We start from the raw sequence: 14846 nt of genomic DNA, 5'->3' as shown, positions 1-14846 counted from the left end.
GTTACTCCCCGCCAAGAGAGAGGGCAGCAAAAAATGCTGTGTCACCCGACCCTCCCGGACATACGCCACGCCGGGGCCGTGGCGGTGTTCGTCAGCCACTGGTACACCGCTGACCGCACCACGGCCCTGAAGGACCTGGACGAGGTCACCGCCCAGTGGGAGACCGCCGAGTGGCCGGACGGCATCCTCTCCTTCAGCAGCTACCTCAGCGTCGCCGGCGACACCGTACTGACCTACGCGCAGTGCGCTTCCCCCGCCGTCTATCGCCCCTTCACCCGGGCCCTGGCCGGGCCCGCGGCCGCGGAGGCGGTGGAGTACCGGCTGCACCGCAGCTACGTACCGGACGGCGCCGCCGCCGAGCCCCCCGGCTGCATGGTCGCCGCGTCCTTCGACACCGACGGCCCGCTCCGTCAGCGCCATGTGATCGAGGAGATCATCGGCACCGTCGGGCGCGAAGGCCCGCACGCGAAGGACGGGTTGCTCGGTACGCACTTCCACACCAGCGTGGACGGCACCCGGGTGCTCAACTACGCGGAGTGGACCACCGACGAGGCCCACGAGGTCTTCCTGCGCGACGCCTGCTCCGGCCGGGCCCGCGCGTCCTACGAGGCCATCCCCGGGGTGCGGCCCATCGGCTACACCCGCTACCACCTCCACCACAGCGCGGTGCGCCCGTGACCGCCGACGCCACTCCCGCCAACCGCTGCCAGTTCTACCTCAACTCCCTGCACTCGCTGTACTACTTCACCCCCGACCTCGACGAGAACCTGGCGGCGCACGGCGTCGACGACCCGATGGCCGGGTACTTCGCCGCCCGCACCGCCGCTCTGGGCCCGGTCGGCCCCGGTGCCCTCACCGCCGTCACCAACGGCTTCCACCACGGGCTGATCGCCGGGCACTTCCCCGCCCTGTGGGAGCGCGTGGCCCCCGCCAAGGTGCTCGCGGAACGGCTGCGCGCCGCCGACACGACGCTGCGCCGCTGCCTGGGCGAGGAGATCGCCGAGGCGCCCGAGGTCGCCGAGGCCGCCGAGCTGGCCCTGCGCGCCGCGGAGGGCTGCGAACGGGCCGGCCGCCCGCTGTACGCGGCCCACGCCGACCTCCCCGTACCGGACCAGCCGCACCTGGCCCTCTGGCACGCCGCGACCCTGCTGCGGGAGTACCGGGGCGACGGGCACTTCGCGGTGCTGAGCCACGCGGGACTGGCCGGCCTGGACGGGCTCGTCTCGCACTCCGCCGGGCCCGGGGGCATGCCCCGTGCCTTCGTGATGACCAAGCGCGGCTGGACCGACGAGGACTGGTCCGCCGCCGAGGAACGGCTCCGCGACCGCGGCCTGCTGGACGCCGCGGGCGCACTGACCGCCCGCGGTCTGGAACTGCGCGCACAGGTCGAGCGGGACACCGACCGCCTGGACGCCGCTCCGTACGCACACCTGGGCGCCGAAGGCGTCGCCCGGCTCACCGCCCTGTGCCGCCGCCTGGTGAACACCGCCGCCGGCACCGGGGTCTTTCCCGCCCCGCTGCTGCCGGTCTTCGCCGACGCGTGACCGCGGCCGCCCACCGCCGTACCCCGGCGCGAACCGTCGCGCGCGACGGGACAACCCGCCCACCCAAGGAGAAAGAGGCAATGGACGCTGCAGTGATAGTTGTGGGGGCCGGCCCGGCCGGCCTCATGCTCGCGGGAGAGCTGCGGCTCGCCGGGGTCGACGTGATCGTCCTGGAGCGCCTGCCCGAGCGGACCGGTGAGTCCCGCGGGCTGGGCTTCACCGCGCGCACCATGGAGATCTTCGACCAGCGGGGGCTGCTGCACCGCTTCGGCGACATCGAGACCAGCAACGTCGGCCACTTCGGCGGCCTGCCCGTCGACTTCGCCGTACTGGAGGGCGCGCACCAGGCCGCCAAGACCATCCCGCAGTCCCAGACCGAAGCGGTCCTGGAGGCGTGGGTGAACGAGCTGGGCACCGACCTGCGCCGCGGCCACGAACTGGTCTCCTTCGCCGACAAGGGCGACGCGGTGGAGGTCACCGTCCGCACGCCCGGCGGGGACACCCAGACGCTGCGCACCGGCTACCTGGTCGGCTGTGACGGCGGACGGAGCACCGTCCGCAAGGCGGCGGGGTTCGACTTCCCCGGCACCGCGTCGACGCTGGAGATGTTCCTCGCCGACGTCAAGGGCCTGGACCTGGACCCGCGCATGATCGGCGAGACCTTCGACGGCGGCATGGTGATGGTCGGGCCGCTGCCCGGCGGCATCACCCGCCTCATCCTCTGCGAGCGCGGCACCCCGCCGCAGCGCCGCACCAGCGCCCCCTCGTACGAGGAGATCGTCGCCGGCTGGAAGCGCGTCACCGGCCAGGACATCTCGCACGGTGAGCCGGTCTGGGTCAGCTCCTTCGGGGACGCCACCCGCCAGGTCACCGAATACCGCCGCGGCCGTGTCGTGCTCGCCGGCGACGCGGCCCACATCCACCTGCCGGCCGGCGGCCAGGGCATGAACACCAGCATCCAGGACGCGGTCAACCTCGGCTGGAAGCTCGCCGCCGTCGTCCAGGGACGCGCCCCCGAGAGCCTGCTGGACACCTACCACGAGGAGCGGCACGCGGTGGGCCGGCGGCTGCTGATGAACACCCGGGCCCAGGGCCTGCTGTTCCTCTCCGGCGCCGAGATCCAGCCGCTGCGCGACGTCCTGAACGAGCTGATCGGCTACGAGGACGTCAGCAAGCACCTCGCCGCGATGGTCAGCGGGCTGGAGATCCGGTACGAGACCAGCCGCGGCACCCACCCGCTGCTCGGCCGCCGGATGCCCGACCTCGAACTGACCCGCCCCGACGGCCGCACCACGGGCAGCACCGCGCTGCTCCACGCCGGCCGCGGCGTCCTGCTCGACCTTGCCGACAACGCCGTCCTGCGGGGCCGCGCGGCCGGCTGGTCGGACCGCGTCGACATCGTCACCGCCACCGCCACCCCGGCCGAGGGCAGCGACCTGGCCGGCACCACCGCCGTCCTGGTCCGCCCCGACGGCTACGTCGCCTGGGCCGCGCCCGGCAGCCACGACGACCTGCCCATGTCCCTGGAGCGGTGGTTCGGCCCCGCCCGCTGAGCCACGCCCACAGCGCCGGATCCCACCGGCCGACAAGGAGATCCCACCAATGCACAGCACCCTCATCGTCGCGCGGATGAACCCGCAGTCCGCCGAGGACGTCGCCCGCCTCTTCGGGGAGTTCGACGGCACCGAGATGCCCCACCGCATGGGCACGCGGCGCCGCCAGCTGTTCTCGTACCGCGGCCTCTACTTCCACCTCCAGGACTTCGACACCGACAACGGTGGCGCGCTCATCGAGGAAGCGAAGACCGACCCCCGCTTCGTGCAGATCAGCGACGACCTCAAGCCCTTCATCGAGGCGTACGACCCGGCCACCTGGCGCTCGCCCTCCGACGCGATGGCGACCCGCTTCTACAACTGGGAGGCGTCCGCGTGAGCGCCCGCCGCGTAGCCATCACCGGCATCGGGGTCCTCGCCCCGGGCGGTGTCGGCACCAAGAACTTCTGGAGCCTGCTGAGCGAGGGCCGCACCGCGACCCGCGCCATCACCTTCTTCGACGCCTCCTCCTTCCGCTCCCGGGTGGCGGCGGAGATCGACTTCGACCCCGAGCTGCACGGCCTGTCTCCCCAGGAGATCCGCCGGATGGACCGGGCCGCCCAGTTCGCCGTCGTCGCGGCCCGCGAGGCCCTCGGCGACAGCGGCCTGGAGTTCGCGGACCTCGACCCGTTCCGCACCGGTGTCACGGTCGGCAGCGCCGTCGGCGCCACCATGGGCCTCGACACCGAGTACCGCACCGTCAGCGACGGCGGCCGGCTGGACCTGGTCGACCACACCTACGCCGTACCGCACCTGTACGACTACCTGGTCCCCAGCTCGTTCGCCGCCGAGGTCGCCTGGGCGACCGGCGCGCAGGGCCCGGCCACCGTGGTCTCCACCGGCTGCACCTCCGGCATCGACTCGGTCGGCCACGCCGTCGAGCTGATCCGCGAAGGCAGCGCCGACGTCATGATCGCTGGCTCCTCGGACGCCCCGATCTCGCCCATCACGATGGCGTGCTTCGACGCGATCAAGGCGACCACGCCCCGCCAGGACAGCCCCGAGACGGCCTCCCGGCCCTTCGACAACACCCGCAACGGCTTCGTACTGGGCGAGGGTTCGGCCTTCTTCGTCCTGGAGGAGCTGACCGCGGCGCAGGCGCGCGGCGCGCACATCTACGCCGAGATCGCCGGCTACGCCACCCGCTCCAACGCGTACCACATGACCGGCCTGCGCCCGGACGGCGCGGAGATGGCCGAGGCCATCCGCGTGGCCATGGCCGAGGCGCGGCTGAACGCCGAGGACATCGACTACATCAACGCGCACGGCTCCGGCACCAAGCAGAACGACCGCCACGAGACCGCCGCGTTCAAGCGGAGCCTGGGCGACCACGCCTACGCCACGCCGGTCAGCTCCATCAAGTCCATGGTGGGCCACTCGCTGGGCGCCATCGGCTCCATCGAGATCGCCGCCAGCGCGCTGGCCATGGAGCACCACGTCGTGCCGCCCACGGCCAACCTGCACACCCCCGACCCCGAATGCGACCTGGACTACGTCCCGGTCACCGCGCGCGAGCAGCGCACCGACGCCGTGCTGACCGTGGGCAGCGGCTTCGGCGGCTTCCAGTCCGCGATGGTGCTCGCCCGGCCCGAGAGGAGCGAGGCATGACCACCTCCGTGGCAGTGACCGGCCTGGGAGTCGCCTCTCCCAACGGCCTCGGCACCCAGGACTTCTGGGCGGCCACCCGGATCGGCAAGAGCGGCATCGGCCGCGTCACCCGCTTCGACGCCTCGTCCTACCCGGCGACGCTGGCCGGCGAGGTGCCCGGATTTGACGCCGCCGCGCACCTGCCGAGCCGGCTGATCCCGCAGACCGACCACATGACCCGCATGGCGCTGGTGGCGGCGGACTGGGCGCTGGCCGACGCCGGCATCGTCCCCGGTGAGCAGCCCGAGTTCGACATGGGCGTGATCACCGCCAGCTCCTCCGGCGGCTTCGAGTTCGGCCAGAACGAGCTCCGGAAGCTGTGGAGCCAGGGCAGCCAGTACGTCAGCGCGTACCAGTCCTTCGCCTGGTTCTACGCCGTCAACAGCGGCCAGATCTCCATCCGCAACGGCATGAAGGGCCCCAGCGGCGTCCTCGTCAGCGACCAGGCCGGCGGGCTCGACGCGCTCGCCCAGGCCCGCCGCCAGATCCGCAAGGGCACCCCGCTCATCGTCTCCGGCGCCGTGGACGCCTCGATCTGCCCCTGGGGCTGGGCCGCCCAGCTCACCAGCGGACGCCTGTCCACCAGCGACAACCCGGACCGCGCCTACGTGCCCTTCGACGCGGCCGCGAGCGGCCACGTGCCGGGCGAGGGCGGCGCCCTCCTCGTCATGGAGGACACCGAGGCGGCCCGCGCCCGTGGCGCCCGTATCTACGGCGAACTCGTCGGCTACGCCGCGACGTTCGACCCCAAGCCGGGCACCGGCGGGGAGCCCGGGCTGCGCCGCGCCATCGAGCAGGCCCTCAGCGAGGCCGACTGCGCCCCGCAGGACGTGGACGTGGTCTTCGCCGACGCCGCCGGGACCGTGGAGCTGGACCGGGCCGAGGCGGACGCGCTGCGCGCCGTCTTCGGCGCCCGGGGCGTACCGGTGACCGCGCCGAAGACCATGACCGGCCGGCTGTACTCGGGCGCCGCTCCGCTGGACGTGGCCGCCGCCCTGCTCGCGATGGACGAGGGCCTCATCCCGCCCACCGTGCACACCGACCCCGATCCCGCCTACGGCCTCGACCTGGTCGTCGGCCAGCCGCGCACCGCCGAGGTCCGCACCGCGCTGGTGCTGGCCCGCGGCCACGGCGGCTTCAACTCCGCCGTGGTGCTCCGCGCCGACGGCTGACCTCCCACCGTGTCCCGCAACGGCGCGGGACACCCGTGAACCGAACCGAAGGAACGCACATGTCTGCTGCATTCACCCTGGACGACCTCAAGCGCATCCTCCTGGAGGGCGCCGGCGCCGACGAGGGCGTCGACCTGGACGGCGACATCCTCGACACCGACTTCGAGGAGCTGGGCTACGAGTCCCTGGCCCTGCTGGAGACCGGCGGCCGCATCGAGCGCGAGTGGGGCATCACGCTGGACGACTCCGCGCTGACCGACGCCGCCACGCCGCGCGCGCTCATCGAGACGGTCAACGCCCACCTGGCCCTCTCCGCGGCCTGACGCCGCTCCCGGGGCGGCCGCGCTCGCCCGCGGCCGCCCCGGACCCGGCCCCTTCTCCCTCTCCACCCGGCACCGCCCGGGCACTGACACAAGGAGTCCCTCTCATGTCCCGTACCAACGGACGCCTCGCCCTCATCACCGGCGGCACCAGCGGCATCGGTCTGGCCGCGGCGCGCCTGCTGGGCGAGCAGGGCCACACCGTCTTCCTCGGCGCCCGCAACGCCGAGAACGTGGCGCGGACCGTCAAGCAGCTGCGCGAGGACGGCATCGAGGCCGACGGCGCCGAGCTGGACGTCCGCGACGACGCGAGCGTGCACGCCTTCGTGCAGGCCGCCGTCGACCGCCACGGCAGCGTCGACGTCCTGGTCAACAACGCCGGCCGCAGCGGCGGCGGCGTCACCGCCGACATCGCCACCGAGCTGTGGCACGACGTCATCGACACCAACCTCAACAGCGTCTTCCGCATGACCCGCGAGGTGCTCAACACCGGCCGGATGCGCCACAAGAGCCGCGGCCGCATCATCAACATCGCCTCCACGGCGGGCAAGCAGGGCGTCGTCCTCGGCGCCCCGTACTCGGCCTCCAAGCACGGCGTCGTCGGCTTCACCAAGGCCCTCGGCAACGAGCTGGCCCCGACCGGCATCACCGTCAACGCCGTGTGCCCCGGCTACGTCGAGACCCCGATGGCCCAGCGCGTCCGCCAGGGCTACGCCGCGGCGTACAACGCCACCGAGGACGCCATCCTCGAGAAGTTCCAGTCCAAGATCCCGCTCGGCCGCTACTCCACCCCGGAGGAGGTCGCGGGCCTGGTCGGCTACCTCGCCTCCGACACCGCCGCCTCCATCACCTCGCAGGCGCTCAACGTCTGCGGCGGCCTCGGCAACTTCTGATCCCGCTTTTTCCCGAGCCTCTTCCCAAGGAGTTCCACATGACGGTCCGTGAGGTCGAGCACGAGATCACCGTGCAGGCCCCCGCCGCCGAGGTCTACCGCCTGCTCGCCGAGGTGGAGAACTGGCCCCGCATCTTTCCGCCGACCCTCTACGTCGACCACGTCGAGCAGGGCGGCAACGAGGAGCGCATCCGGATCTGGGCCACCGCCAACGGCGAGGCCAAGAACTGGACGTCGCGCCGCACCCTCGACCCCGAGGCGCTGCGCATCACCTTCCGCCAGGAGGTGTCGGCGCCGCCGGTCGCGGCGATGGGCGGCACCTGGATCATCGAGCCGCTCGGCGCGGACGAGTCCAGGATCCGGCTGCTGCACGACTACCGCGCGATCGACGACGACCCGGCCTCCCTGGAGTGGATCGACCAGGCCGTCGACCGCAACTCCCGCTCGGAGCTGGCCGCGCTGAAGACCAACGTCGAACTGGCCCACGCCTCGGCGGAGCTGACCTTCTCCTTCGAGGACACGGTCCACATCGCCGGCTCCGCCAAGGACGCGTACGACTTCATCAACGAGGCCCACCTCTGGCAGGAGCGGCTCCCGCACGTGGCGTCGGTGCGCCTGGAGGAGGACACCCCGGGGCTGCAGAGCCTGGAGATGGACACCCGCGCCAAGGACGGCTCCACGCACACCACGAAGTCGTACCGGGTCTGCTTCCCGCACTACAAGATCGCCTACAAGCAGGTCACGCTCCCGGCGCTGATGACCCTGCACACCGGCCGGTGGACGTTCGAGGAGACCGCGGACGGCGTGGCCGCGACCTCGCAGCACACCGTCGTCCTGAACACCGAGAACATCACCAGGATTCTCGGCCCCGAGGCCGGCGTCGCGGAGGCCAAGGAGTACGTGCGCACCGCGCTCAGCACCAACAGCCGGGCCACGCTGGGGTACGCCAAGGACCACGCCGAGGCGCGTCGCTGACATGGCCGCACTGGACACCCAGGTCATCGTCGTCGGGGCGGGTCCCGTAGGGCTGATGCTCGCCGGGGAACTGCGGCTGGGCGGTGCCGAGGTCGTCGTGCTGGAAGCGCGCACGGCCCCCACCACCGAGTCGCGGGCCTCGACCCTGCACGCCCGCACCATGGAGATCCTCGACTCCCGCGGTCTGCTGGAGGAGCTGGGCACCCCGCCCAACGAACCGCGCGGCCACTTCGGCGGCATCCCGCTGGACCTGACGCTCGACAGCACCCACCCCGGCCAGTGGAAGGTCCTCCAGCACCGCACCGAGGAACTGCTGGAGAAGTGGGCCCGGTCGCTCGGCGCCGACATCCGCCGCGGGCACGAGGTCCGCGGCCTGTCGGTCCTCGACGACCGCGTCGAGGTCGAGTCGGTGAAGGGGGACGGCACCACCGTCACCCTGTCGGCGCTGTGCGTGGTCGGCTGCGACGGCGAGAACAGCACGGTGCGCCGGCTGGCCGGATCGGAATTCCCCGGCCGGGACGCCACCCGCGAGCTGCTGCGCGCGGACGTGGCGGGTCTGGACATCCCCAACCGGCGCTTCGAACGGCTGGAGAAGGGGCTGGCCATCGCCGCCCGGCGGGACGACGGCGTCACCCGCGTCATGGTGCACGAGTTCGGCCGGCCGGCCGGCACGCGCACCGGCGACCCGGACTTCGCCGAGGTCGCGGCGGTCTGGGAGCGGGTCACGGGGGAGGACATCAGCGGCGGTACCCCGCTGTGGGTGAACTCCTTCGGCGACGCCGACCGGCAGGCCACCGCCTACCGCGACGGGCGCGTCCTGCTGGCCGGTGACGCCGCGCACCAGCAGATGCCCATCGGCGGGCAGGCGCTGAACCTGGGGCTCCAGGACGCGGTCAACCTCGGCTGGAAGCTGGCCATCCAGGTCCGCAGGCTCGGCAGCGAGGGCCTGCTGGACAGCTACCACGACGAACGGCACGCGGTCGGCGCCCGCGTGCGCTCCAACATCCAGGCGCAGGCGTTGCTGCTGCTGGGCGGCCCCGAGGTGGAGGCGGTGCGCTCCGTACTGGCCGAGCTGATCGCCCAGGAGCCGGTACGCGCCCACCTCGCGGGGATGATCTCCGGCCTGGACGTCCGGTACGACGTCGGTGCCGACGGCCACCCGCTGCTGGGCGCCCGGCTCCCGCACACCCCGCTGCTCCGCGCCGACGGCAGCACCACCGCCGCCGCTGCCCTGCTGCGCACCGGCCGCGGCCTGCTGCTGGACCTGTCCGGCGCGCAGGACGCCGAAGCGCCGCTGCGCCGGGCGGCCGAGGGCCGCGAGGACCGGGTCACCGTGCTCGCCGCCCGCCTGGCCGGCGACGCGGACGGCCACCCGCTGGCCGGGGCCGGCGCCGTCCTGGTCCGGCCCGACGGCCACCTCGTGTGGACGGGACGGACGACCGACGGCCTGGACGCCGCGCTGTACCGCTGGTTCGGCCTGACCGGGCCGGCCGCACCACTGACGAACCCGGCCGCGTCCGCGGCCGCGCACGGAGGGAACACCATGGGCAGGCTCAACGGAAAGACGGCACTGGTCACCGGCTCCAGCCGCGGCATGGGGCGGGCCACCGCCGTGCGGCTGGCGCGCGAGGGCGCGCTGGTCGCCGTGCACTACACGAGCAACAAGGAGGCGGCCGCCGAGACCGTCGCCGCCATCGAGACGGAGGGCGGCCGGGCCTTCACGGTCCGCGCCGAGCTGGGCGTGCCCGGCGACGTGCACGAGCTGTTCCTCGCCCTGGAGGCCGGCCTCAAGGAGCGGACCGGCGGCACCGACCTGGACATCCTGGTCAACAACGCGGGGGAGATGGGCGGCGTCTCCGTCGAGGACACCACCCCCGAGAAGTTCGACCGGCTGGTCGCCGTCAACGCCAAGGCGCCGTTCTTCCTCATCAAGCGCGCGCTGAAGAACATGCCGGACGGCGGCCGCATCATCAACATCTCTTCGGGGCTCACCCACTTCGCCAACCCCGAGGAGATCGCCTACGCGATGACCAAGGGCGCGGTCGAGCAGCTCGCGCTGCACTTCGCCAAGCTCCTGGGGCCGCGCAACATCACCGTCAACAGCGTCGCGCCGGGCATCACCCGCAACGGCAACCCGGTGTTCGACATCCCCGAGGCGGTGGAGCAGATGGCACAGCTCTCCGCGTTCAACCGGGTCGGTGAGCCCGAGGACGTCGCCGACGTCGTCGCCTTCCTCGCCAGCGACGACGCCCGCTGGGTCACCGGCGCCTTCCTCGACGCCAGCGGCGGCACCCTCCTGGGGTGAACCGGACGGGCCGGCGCGGCCGCCCTCTTCGGCCGCGGGGTCCGGACGCCGGGCGTCCGGACCCCGCCCCAGGACCAGCCACCTCTCCCAGGGAAGACCACCATGACGTCTACGACTCCTTCCGTGCCCCGCCCCGCAGCGGCCGCCGCCGGCACCCGGCCGTGGGGCCTGCTGACCGTCCTCGCCGGCAATATGCTCATCGACGCCCTGGAGGTGTCCGTACTGGTCGTGGCGGCGCCCGCCATCGGCGCCGAGCTGCACCTGGCGGCGGCCGGAACGCAGTGGACCATGAGCGGTTTCGCCCTGGGCTTCGCCGGTCTGCTGCTGCTCGGACCGCGGCTGGCCGCCCGCTGGGGCAGGCGGCGCCTGTACTTGGGCGCGCTGGCCGTCTTCGCCGTCGCGTCCCTCGTCGCGGGGATCGCCACCGATCCGGTACTGCTGGTGGCCACCCGTTTCGTCAAGGGCGGCTGCGCCGCGCTGACGGCGCCGATGGGGCTGGCCATCATCATGTCCGTCTTCCCCGAAGGCCCGGTGCGGCGGCGCGCGATCTCCGTGTACACGCTCTTCGGGGCCAGCGGCTTCGCCACCGGTCTGCTGCTCTCCGGGCTGCTGACCGGCTGGGACTGGCGGTACACCCTGGCCTTCCCGGCCCCGGTGGTGGCCGTGCTGTTCGTCGCCGGGCTGCGCCTCATCCCCGCGCAGGACCCCGCGGCGCCGCGGCAGCCGCTGCCCCTGGCGCGGGTCCTGCTGCTCACCGCGGGCACCGCGGCCCTCGTCGGCGGGATCGCTTGCGTACCCACCGACGGCTGGACCGGCCCGCGCACGGCCGGCCTGCTGCTGACGGCCGCGGTCCTCTTCGTCCTGCTGGCCGTACGGGAACGCCGCTCGGCGGCCCCGATACTGCCCGCCTCCCTACGCACCAGCGCCGCGCTGCGCCGGTCGGCGCTGGGCGCCGCCTGCCTCAACGGGTCCTACCTGGGCATGCTGTTCATCGCCACGCTCCAGCTCCAGGACGAGCTCGGCTACAGCCCCCTGGGGACCGCCCTGGCCTTCCTGCCCGCGAGCCTGCCGCTGGCCCTGACCGCCCTGCACTCCGGGGCGATGGTCGAGCGCTTCGGGGCCCGGCCGCTCATCGCCCTCGGGTCGCTCGCCGCGTTCGCCGGGTACCTCCTGCTGCTGCGGGAGGACACCTCGTACGTCACCGGGCTGCTGCCCAGCCTGCTCCTGGTGGGCGCCGGCTTCGTGCTGGCCTTCACCGCCCTGAACACCCAGGCCGTCTCCGAGGCGGCCGGCGGCGACAAGGCCGTCGCGGGCGCCGCGTACCAGACGGCCGTCCAGGCCGGTGCCGCGCTGATGCCGGCGCTGGCCGCCGCGCTGCTGACGACCGGCAGCGGAACGCCGGACCACCGCGCAGCGCATCTGCTCGTCGCCGCCGTCGGCCTGCTCGGCGTGGTCACGGCACTGGCCGGCCTCGCCCGTCCCACCACCGTCCGCCACTCACCGAAGGAATCCGGATGACTGTCCAAGACAGCCGTATGGCCTGGGACGTCGACACCTGGGACCTCGACGCCTGGGACGTCGATGCCTGGGACGTCGACGGCTGGGAGTTCGACGACGACGCCGACGACTCGCTGCTCGGGCCGGAGGTCGCGGTGCCCGGCCGGTCCGTGATGGTGACGCTCTCCCTCGAAGAGCGCACCCGCATCATCGACGCCTACATCCGCCGGGAACTCGCCCGCGTCCTGCTGGTACCCCCGCGGGACATCGAGGTCTCCGGCCGCACGATGAACAGCCTCGGCGTCGGCTCCGTCGCCGGCCTCCAGCTGCAGAACCGCATCGAACGCGCGCTGGACGTGGAGGTCAACCTCCAGATGCTGCTGCTGGCCAACAGCGCCCAGGAGCTCATCGACTGCCTCGCAGGGCAGCTCGGCCCCGAGGGCCACCGGGGCGGTCACGACAACGGTCACGGCAACGGTCACGGCAACGGTCACGGCCACCGCGTCAGGCAGCACGCATGAACGGTTTCCTCGACGCCTGGCTGCTCCGCCTGCCCCGCCCCGACCAGCTCGGACCGCTGCTCGACCACTCGGAACTGGACGCGCGCGAACAGGCCCGCGGCCGCTCCTTCACCCGGCCCGACGACGGCGTGCTGTACGCCTCGGCACACATCGCCCTGCGCCGGGTCCTCGGCCACTACCTCGGACTCGCCCCGGAACGGGTGCCGTTCGTCCGTGAACCGTGTCCCGGCTGCGGCGAGCCCCACGGGCGCCCCGCCGTGGCCCACCCCGACCCGCCGCTGCACTTCTCGCTCTCGCACAGCAGCGGCATGGTGCTCGTCGCCGTCGCCTCCGAGACCGTCGGCGCCGACGTGGAGCGCCGGCCCCGCCCCGGCACCGTCGAGGTGTGCACCCCCTCGCTCCACCCGGCCGAACGCGCCGAGATCGAGGAGGTGCCGCCTCCCGGACACTGCGCCGCCTTCGGCCGTGTCTGGACGCGCAAGGAGGCGTACCTCAAGGCCCTGGGCACCGGGCTCAGCCGCTCGCCGGCCGCCGACTACCTCGGCGCCGACGTCCAGCGGCGCCCGCCGGGCTGGTCCGTCCTGGACCTCGACTGCGGCCCGCACCACGACGGTGCGATCGCCTACCGGGGCGCGGCCGAAGCGCCCCGCGCCGTGCACCGGCTGCCCGCCGCCGTACTGCTGCCCGGCGGTGCGTCCGTGCCGGCCGCCACCGGCATCCCGGCCCTGGAGCCCGCCGCCTGACCGGCGCGCCCACGGCCCGACGTACCCCACCGACCCGCAAGAGGAGATCTCAGTGACCGTCACCGATGTCACCCCGACCGTGCTGCCGCCCGAGGCCCACCTGGCGGAGCTGGAAACGCTCAAGGAGATGGCCCGCCAGGGACCGGATCCGGCCGCCACCGAGCGGCAGCACGCCCGGGGCAAGCTCACCGCGCACGAACGCATAGAACTGCTCCTGGACGAGGGCTCGTTCACGGAGGTCGAGCCGCTGCGCCGGCACCGCGCGACCGGCTTCGGCCTGGAGGACAAGAAGCCCTACACCGATGGCGTGATCACCGGCTGGGGCACCGTGCACGGCCGTACCGTCTTCGTTTACGCGCACGACTTCCGGATCTTCGGCGGCGCGCTCGGCGAGGCCCACGCGCAGAAGATCCACAAGATCATGGACATGGCCCTCCAGGCCGGTGCGCCGCTGGTGTCGCTCAACGACGGTGCCGGCGCACGTATCCAGGAAGGCGTCTCCGCGCTCGCCGGGTACGGCGGCATCTTCCAGCGCAACACCAAGGCGTCCGGCGTCATCCCGCAGATCAGCGTCATGCTGGGCCCCTGCGCCGGTGGCGCGGCCTACTCGCCGGCCCTCACGGACTTCGTCTTCATGGTCCGCGACACCTCGCAGATGTTCATCACCGGGCCGGACGTGGTCCGCGCGGTGACCGGCGAGGAGATCACCCAGAACGGGCTGGGCGGCGCCGACGTGCACGCCGAGACCTCCGGCGTGGCCCACTTCGCGTACGACGACGAGCGGACCTGCCTCGAAGAGGTCCGCTACCTGCTCTCGCTGCTGCCCTCCAACAACCGCGAACTGCCGCCCTCCGCACCGGCCACCGACCCCGTCGACCGGACGTGCGAGGAGCTGCTGGACGTGGTGCCGGCCGAGCCGGGCCGTACGTACGACATCCGCCAGGTCATCGAGGCGATCGCCGACGACGGCGAGTACTTCGAGGTGCACCCGGGGTGGGCGGGCAACATCGTGTGCGCCCTGACCCGCTTCAACGGCGAGGTGGCCGGCATCGTCGCCAACCAGCCCGCCCACTTCGCCGGCGTGCTGGACATCGAGGCCAGCGAGAAGGCGGCGCGCTTCGTACAGTTCTGCGACGCCTTCAACATCCCCCTCGTCACGCTCGTGGACGTGCCCGGCTTCCTGCCCGGCGTCGACCAGGAGCACAACGGCATCATCCGGCGCGGCGCGAAGCTGCTGTACGCGTACTGCAACGCCACGGTCCCGCGGATCTCCCTGGTACTGCGCAAGGCGTACGGCGGCGCGTACATCGTCATGGACTCCCGCTCGATCGGCACCGACCTCGCGCTCGCCTGGCCGAGCAACGAGATCGCCGTGATGGGCGCAGAGGGCGCCGCCAACGTCATCTTCCGCCGGGAGATCGCCGCCTCCGACGACCCGGAGGCGACCCGCGCCCAGAAGATCCGCGAGTACCGCGAGGAGCTGATGCACCCCTACTACGCCGCCGAACGCGGCCTGGTGGACGACGTCATCGACCCGCGCAGCACGCGCCAGGTCATCGCCCGGTCGCTGGCGATGCTGCGCAGCAAGCACGCCGGCCTGCCCTCCCGCAAGCACGGCAACCCGCCCCAGTAAGGAGT

At 72.9% G+C, this 14846-nt stretch carries 14 protein-coding genes; all 14 read left to right on the top strand.

What is annotated here, in order from left to right; genetic code table 11:
- Positions 1-78: 78 nt before the first annotated feature.
- Positions 79-678, top strand: coding sequence for a hypothetical protein (locus ACIGXO_RS18290; RefSeq protein ID WP_399787372.1), 600 nt, complete (start codon positions 79-81; stop codon positions 676-678).
- Positions 675-1544 carry a hypothetical protein gene (locus tag ACIGXO_RS18285; RefSeq protein WP_399787369.1) on the top strand — a complete coding sequence of 290 codons (870 nt, stop codon included), beginning with the start codon at positions 675-677 and terminating at the stop codon, positions 1542-1544. Before ACIGXO_RS18290 ends, ACIGXO_RS18285 begins: the two co-directional genes overlap by 4 nt.
- Positions 1545-1624: 80 nt before the next feature.
- The gene (locus ACIGXO_RS18280) at positions 1625-3097 is read left to right on the top strand and encodes an FAD-dependent monooxygenase (protein WP_399787366.1); all 1473 of its coding nucleotides are present in this window, start codon (positions 1625-1627) and stop codon (positions 3095-3097) included.
- 49 nt (positions 3098-3146) lie between these two features.
- The gene (locus ACIGXO_RS18275) at positions 3147-3476 is read left to right on the top strand and encodes a TcmI family type II polyketide cyclase (RefSeq protein ID WP_030265807.1); all 330 of its coding nucleotides are present in this window, start codon (positions 3147-3149) and stop codon (positions 3474-3476) included.
- A complete protein-coding gene (locus tag ACIGXO_RS18270) occupies positions 3473-4744 on the top strand; it encodes a beta-ketoacyl-[acyl-carrier-protein] synthase family protein (protein ID WP_399787362.1) in 1272 nt (423 codons plus the stop codon). The genes ACIGXO_RS18275 and ACIGXO_RS18270 overlap by 4 nt, the downstream gene beginning before the upstream one ends.
- Positions 4741-5955: a ketosynthase chain-length factor gene (locus ACIGXO_RS18265; protein WP_399787359.1), complete on the top strand. Its 1215-nt coding sequence runs from the start codon at positions 4741-4743 to the stop codon at positions 5953-5955. The genes ACIGXO_RS18270 and ACIGXO_RS18265 overlap by 4 nt, the downstream gene beginning before the upstream one ends.
- Before the next feature lie 59 nt (positions 5956-6014).
- Positions 6015-6278, top strand: coding sequence for an acyl carrier protein (locus ACIGXO_RS18260; protein ID WP_363261464.1), 264 nt, complete (start codon positions 6015-6017; stop codon positions 6276-6278).
- A 104-nt stretch (positions 6279-6382) separates the two neighbouring features.
- Positions 6383-7168 (top strand): 3-oxoacyl-ACP reductase FabG, encoded by a 786-nt coding sequence (gene fabG, locus ACIGXO_RS18255; protein ID WP_399787355.1) that lies wholly within the window; start codon positions 6383-6385, stop codon positions 7166-7168.
- 38 nt (positions 7169-7206) lie between these two features.
- Entirely contained in the window at positions 7207-8142 is a 936-nt protein-coding gene (locus ACIGXO_RS18250) for an aromatase/cyclase (protein ID WP_399787352.1), read from the top strand.
- A 1-nt stretch (position 8143) separates the two neighbouring features.
- Positions 8144-10447, top strand: a complete 2304-nt coding sequence (locus ACIGXO_RS18245) for an SDR family oxidoreductase (RefSeq protein WP_399787349.1) — start codon at positions 8144-8146, stop codon at positions 10445-10447.
- A gap of 123 nt (positions 10448-10570) precedes the next feature.
- On the top strand, positions 10571-11965 hold the full coding sequence (locus ACIGXO_RS18240; protein ID WP_399787346.1) for an MFS transporter: 1395 nt from the start codon (positions 10571-10573) through the stop codon (positions 11963-11965).
- Positions 11962-12465 (top strand): acyl carrier protein, encoded by a 504-nt coding sequence (locus tag ACIGXO_RS18235; RefSeq protein WP_399787342.1) that lies wholly within the window; start codon positions 11962-11964, stop codon positions 12463-12465. Before ACIGXO_RS18240 ends, ACIGXO_RS18235 begins: the two co-directional genes overlap by 4 nt.
- Entirely contained in the window at positions 12462-13208 is a 747-nt protein-coding gene (locus ACIGXO_RS18230; protein ID WP_399787339.1) for a 4'-phosphopantetheinyl transferase family protein, read from the top strand. The genes ACIGXO_RS18235 and ACIGXO_RS18230 overlap by 4 nt, the downstream gene beginning before the upstream one ends.
- A 127-nt stretch (positions 13209-13335) precedes the next feature.
- Entirely contained in the window at positions 13336-14841 is a 1506-nt protein-coding gene (locus ACIGXO_RS18225; protein WP_399788468.1) for an acyl-CoA carboxylase subunit beta, read from the top strand.
- Positions 14842-14846: the final 5 nt, after the last annotated feature.

This window comes from Streptomyces sp. NPDC053542, from assembly GCF_044544685.1.
Taxonomy (GTDB): Bacteria; Actinomycetota; Actinomycetes; order Streptomycetales; family Streptomycetaceae; genus Streptomyces.
Note: the sequence above shows the minus strand (reverse complement) of the source record. Positions and strands in the feature narration are given on the sequence as shown.

Bases quoted from the DNA above. Each gene is read 5' to 3' on its own strand.
- fabG (WP_399787355.1), top strand. From the start codon at position 6,383: ATGTCCCGTACCAACGGACGCCTCGCCCTCATCACCGGCGGCACCAGC.
- ACIGXO_RS18245 (WP_399787349.1), top strand. From the start codon at position 8,144: ATGGCCGCACTGGACACCCAGGTCATCGTCGTCGGGGCGGGTCCCGTA.
- ACIGXO_RS18230 (WP_399787339.1), top strand. From the start codon at position 12,462: ATGAACGGTTTCCTCGACGCCTGGCTGCTCCGCCTGCCCCGCCCCGAC.
- ACIGXO_RS18250 (WP_399787352.1), top strand. From the start codon at position 7,207: ATGACGGTCCGTGAGGTCGAGCACGAGATCACCGTGCAGGCCCCCGCC.
- ACIGXO_RS18225 (WP_399788468.1), top strand. From the start codon at position 13,336: ATGGCCCGCCAGGGACCGGATCCGGCCGCCACCGAGCGGCAGCACGCC.
- ACIGXO_RS18260 (WP_363261464.1), top strand. From the start codon at position 6,015: ATGTCTGCTGCATTCACCCTGGACGACCTCAAGCGCATCCTCCTGGAG.
- ACIGXO_RS18235 (WP_399787342.1), top strand. From the start codon at position 11,962: ATGACTGTCCAAGACAGCCGTATGGCCTGGGACGTCGACACCTGGGAC.
- ACIGXO_RS18275 (WP_030265807.1), top strand. From the start codon at position 3,147: ATGCACAGCACCCTCATCGTCGCGCGGATGAACCCGCAGTCCGCCGAG.
- ACIGXO_RS18280 (WP_399787366.1), top strand. From the start codon at position 1,625: ATGGACGCTGCAGTGATAGTTGTGGGGGCCGGCCCGGCCGGCCTCATG.
- ACIGXO_RS18265 (WP_399787359.1), top strand. From the start codon at position 4,741: ATGACCACCTCCGTGGCAGTGACCGGCCTGGGAGTCGCCTCTCCCAAC.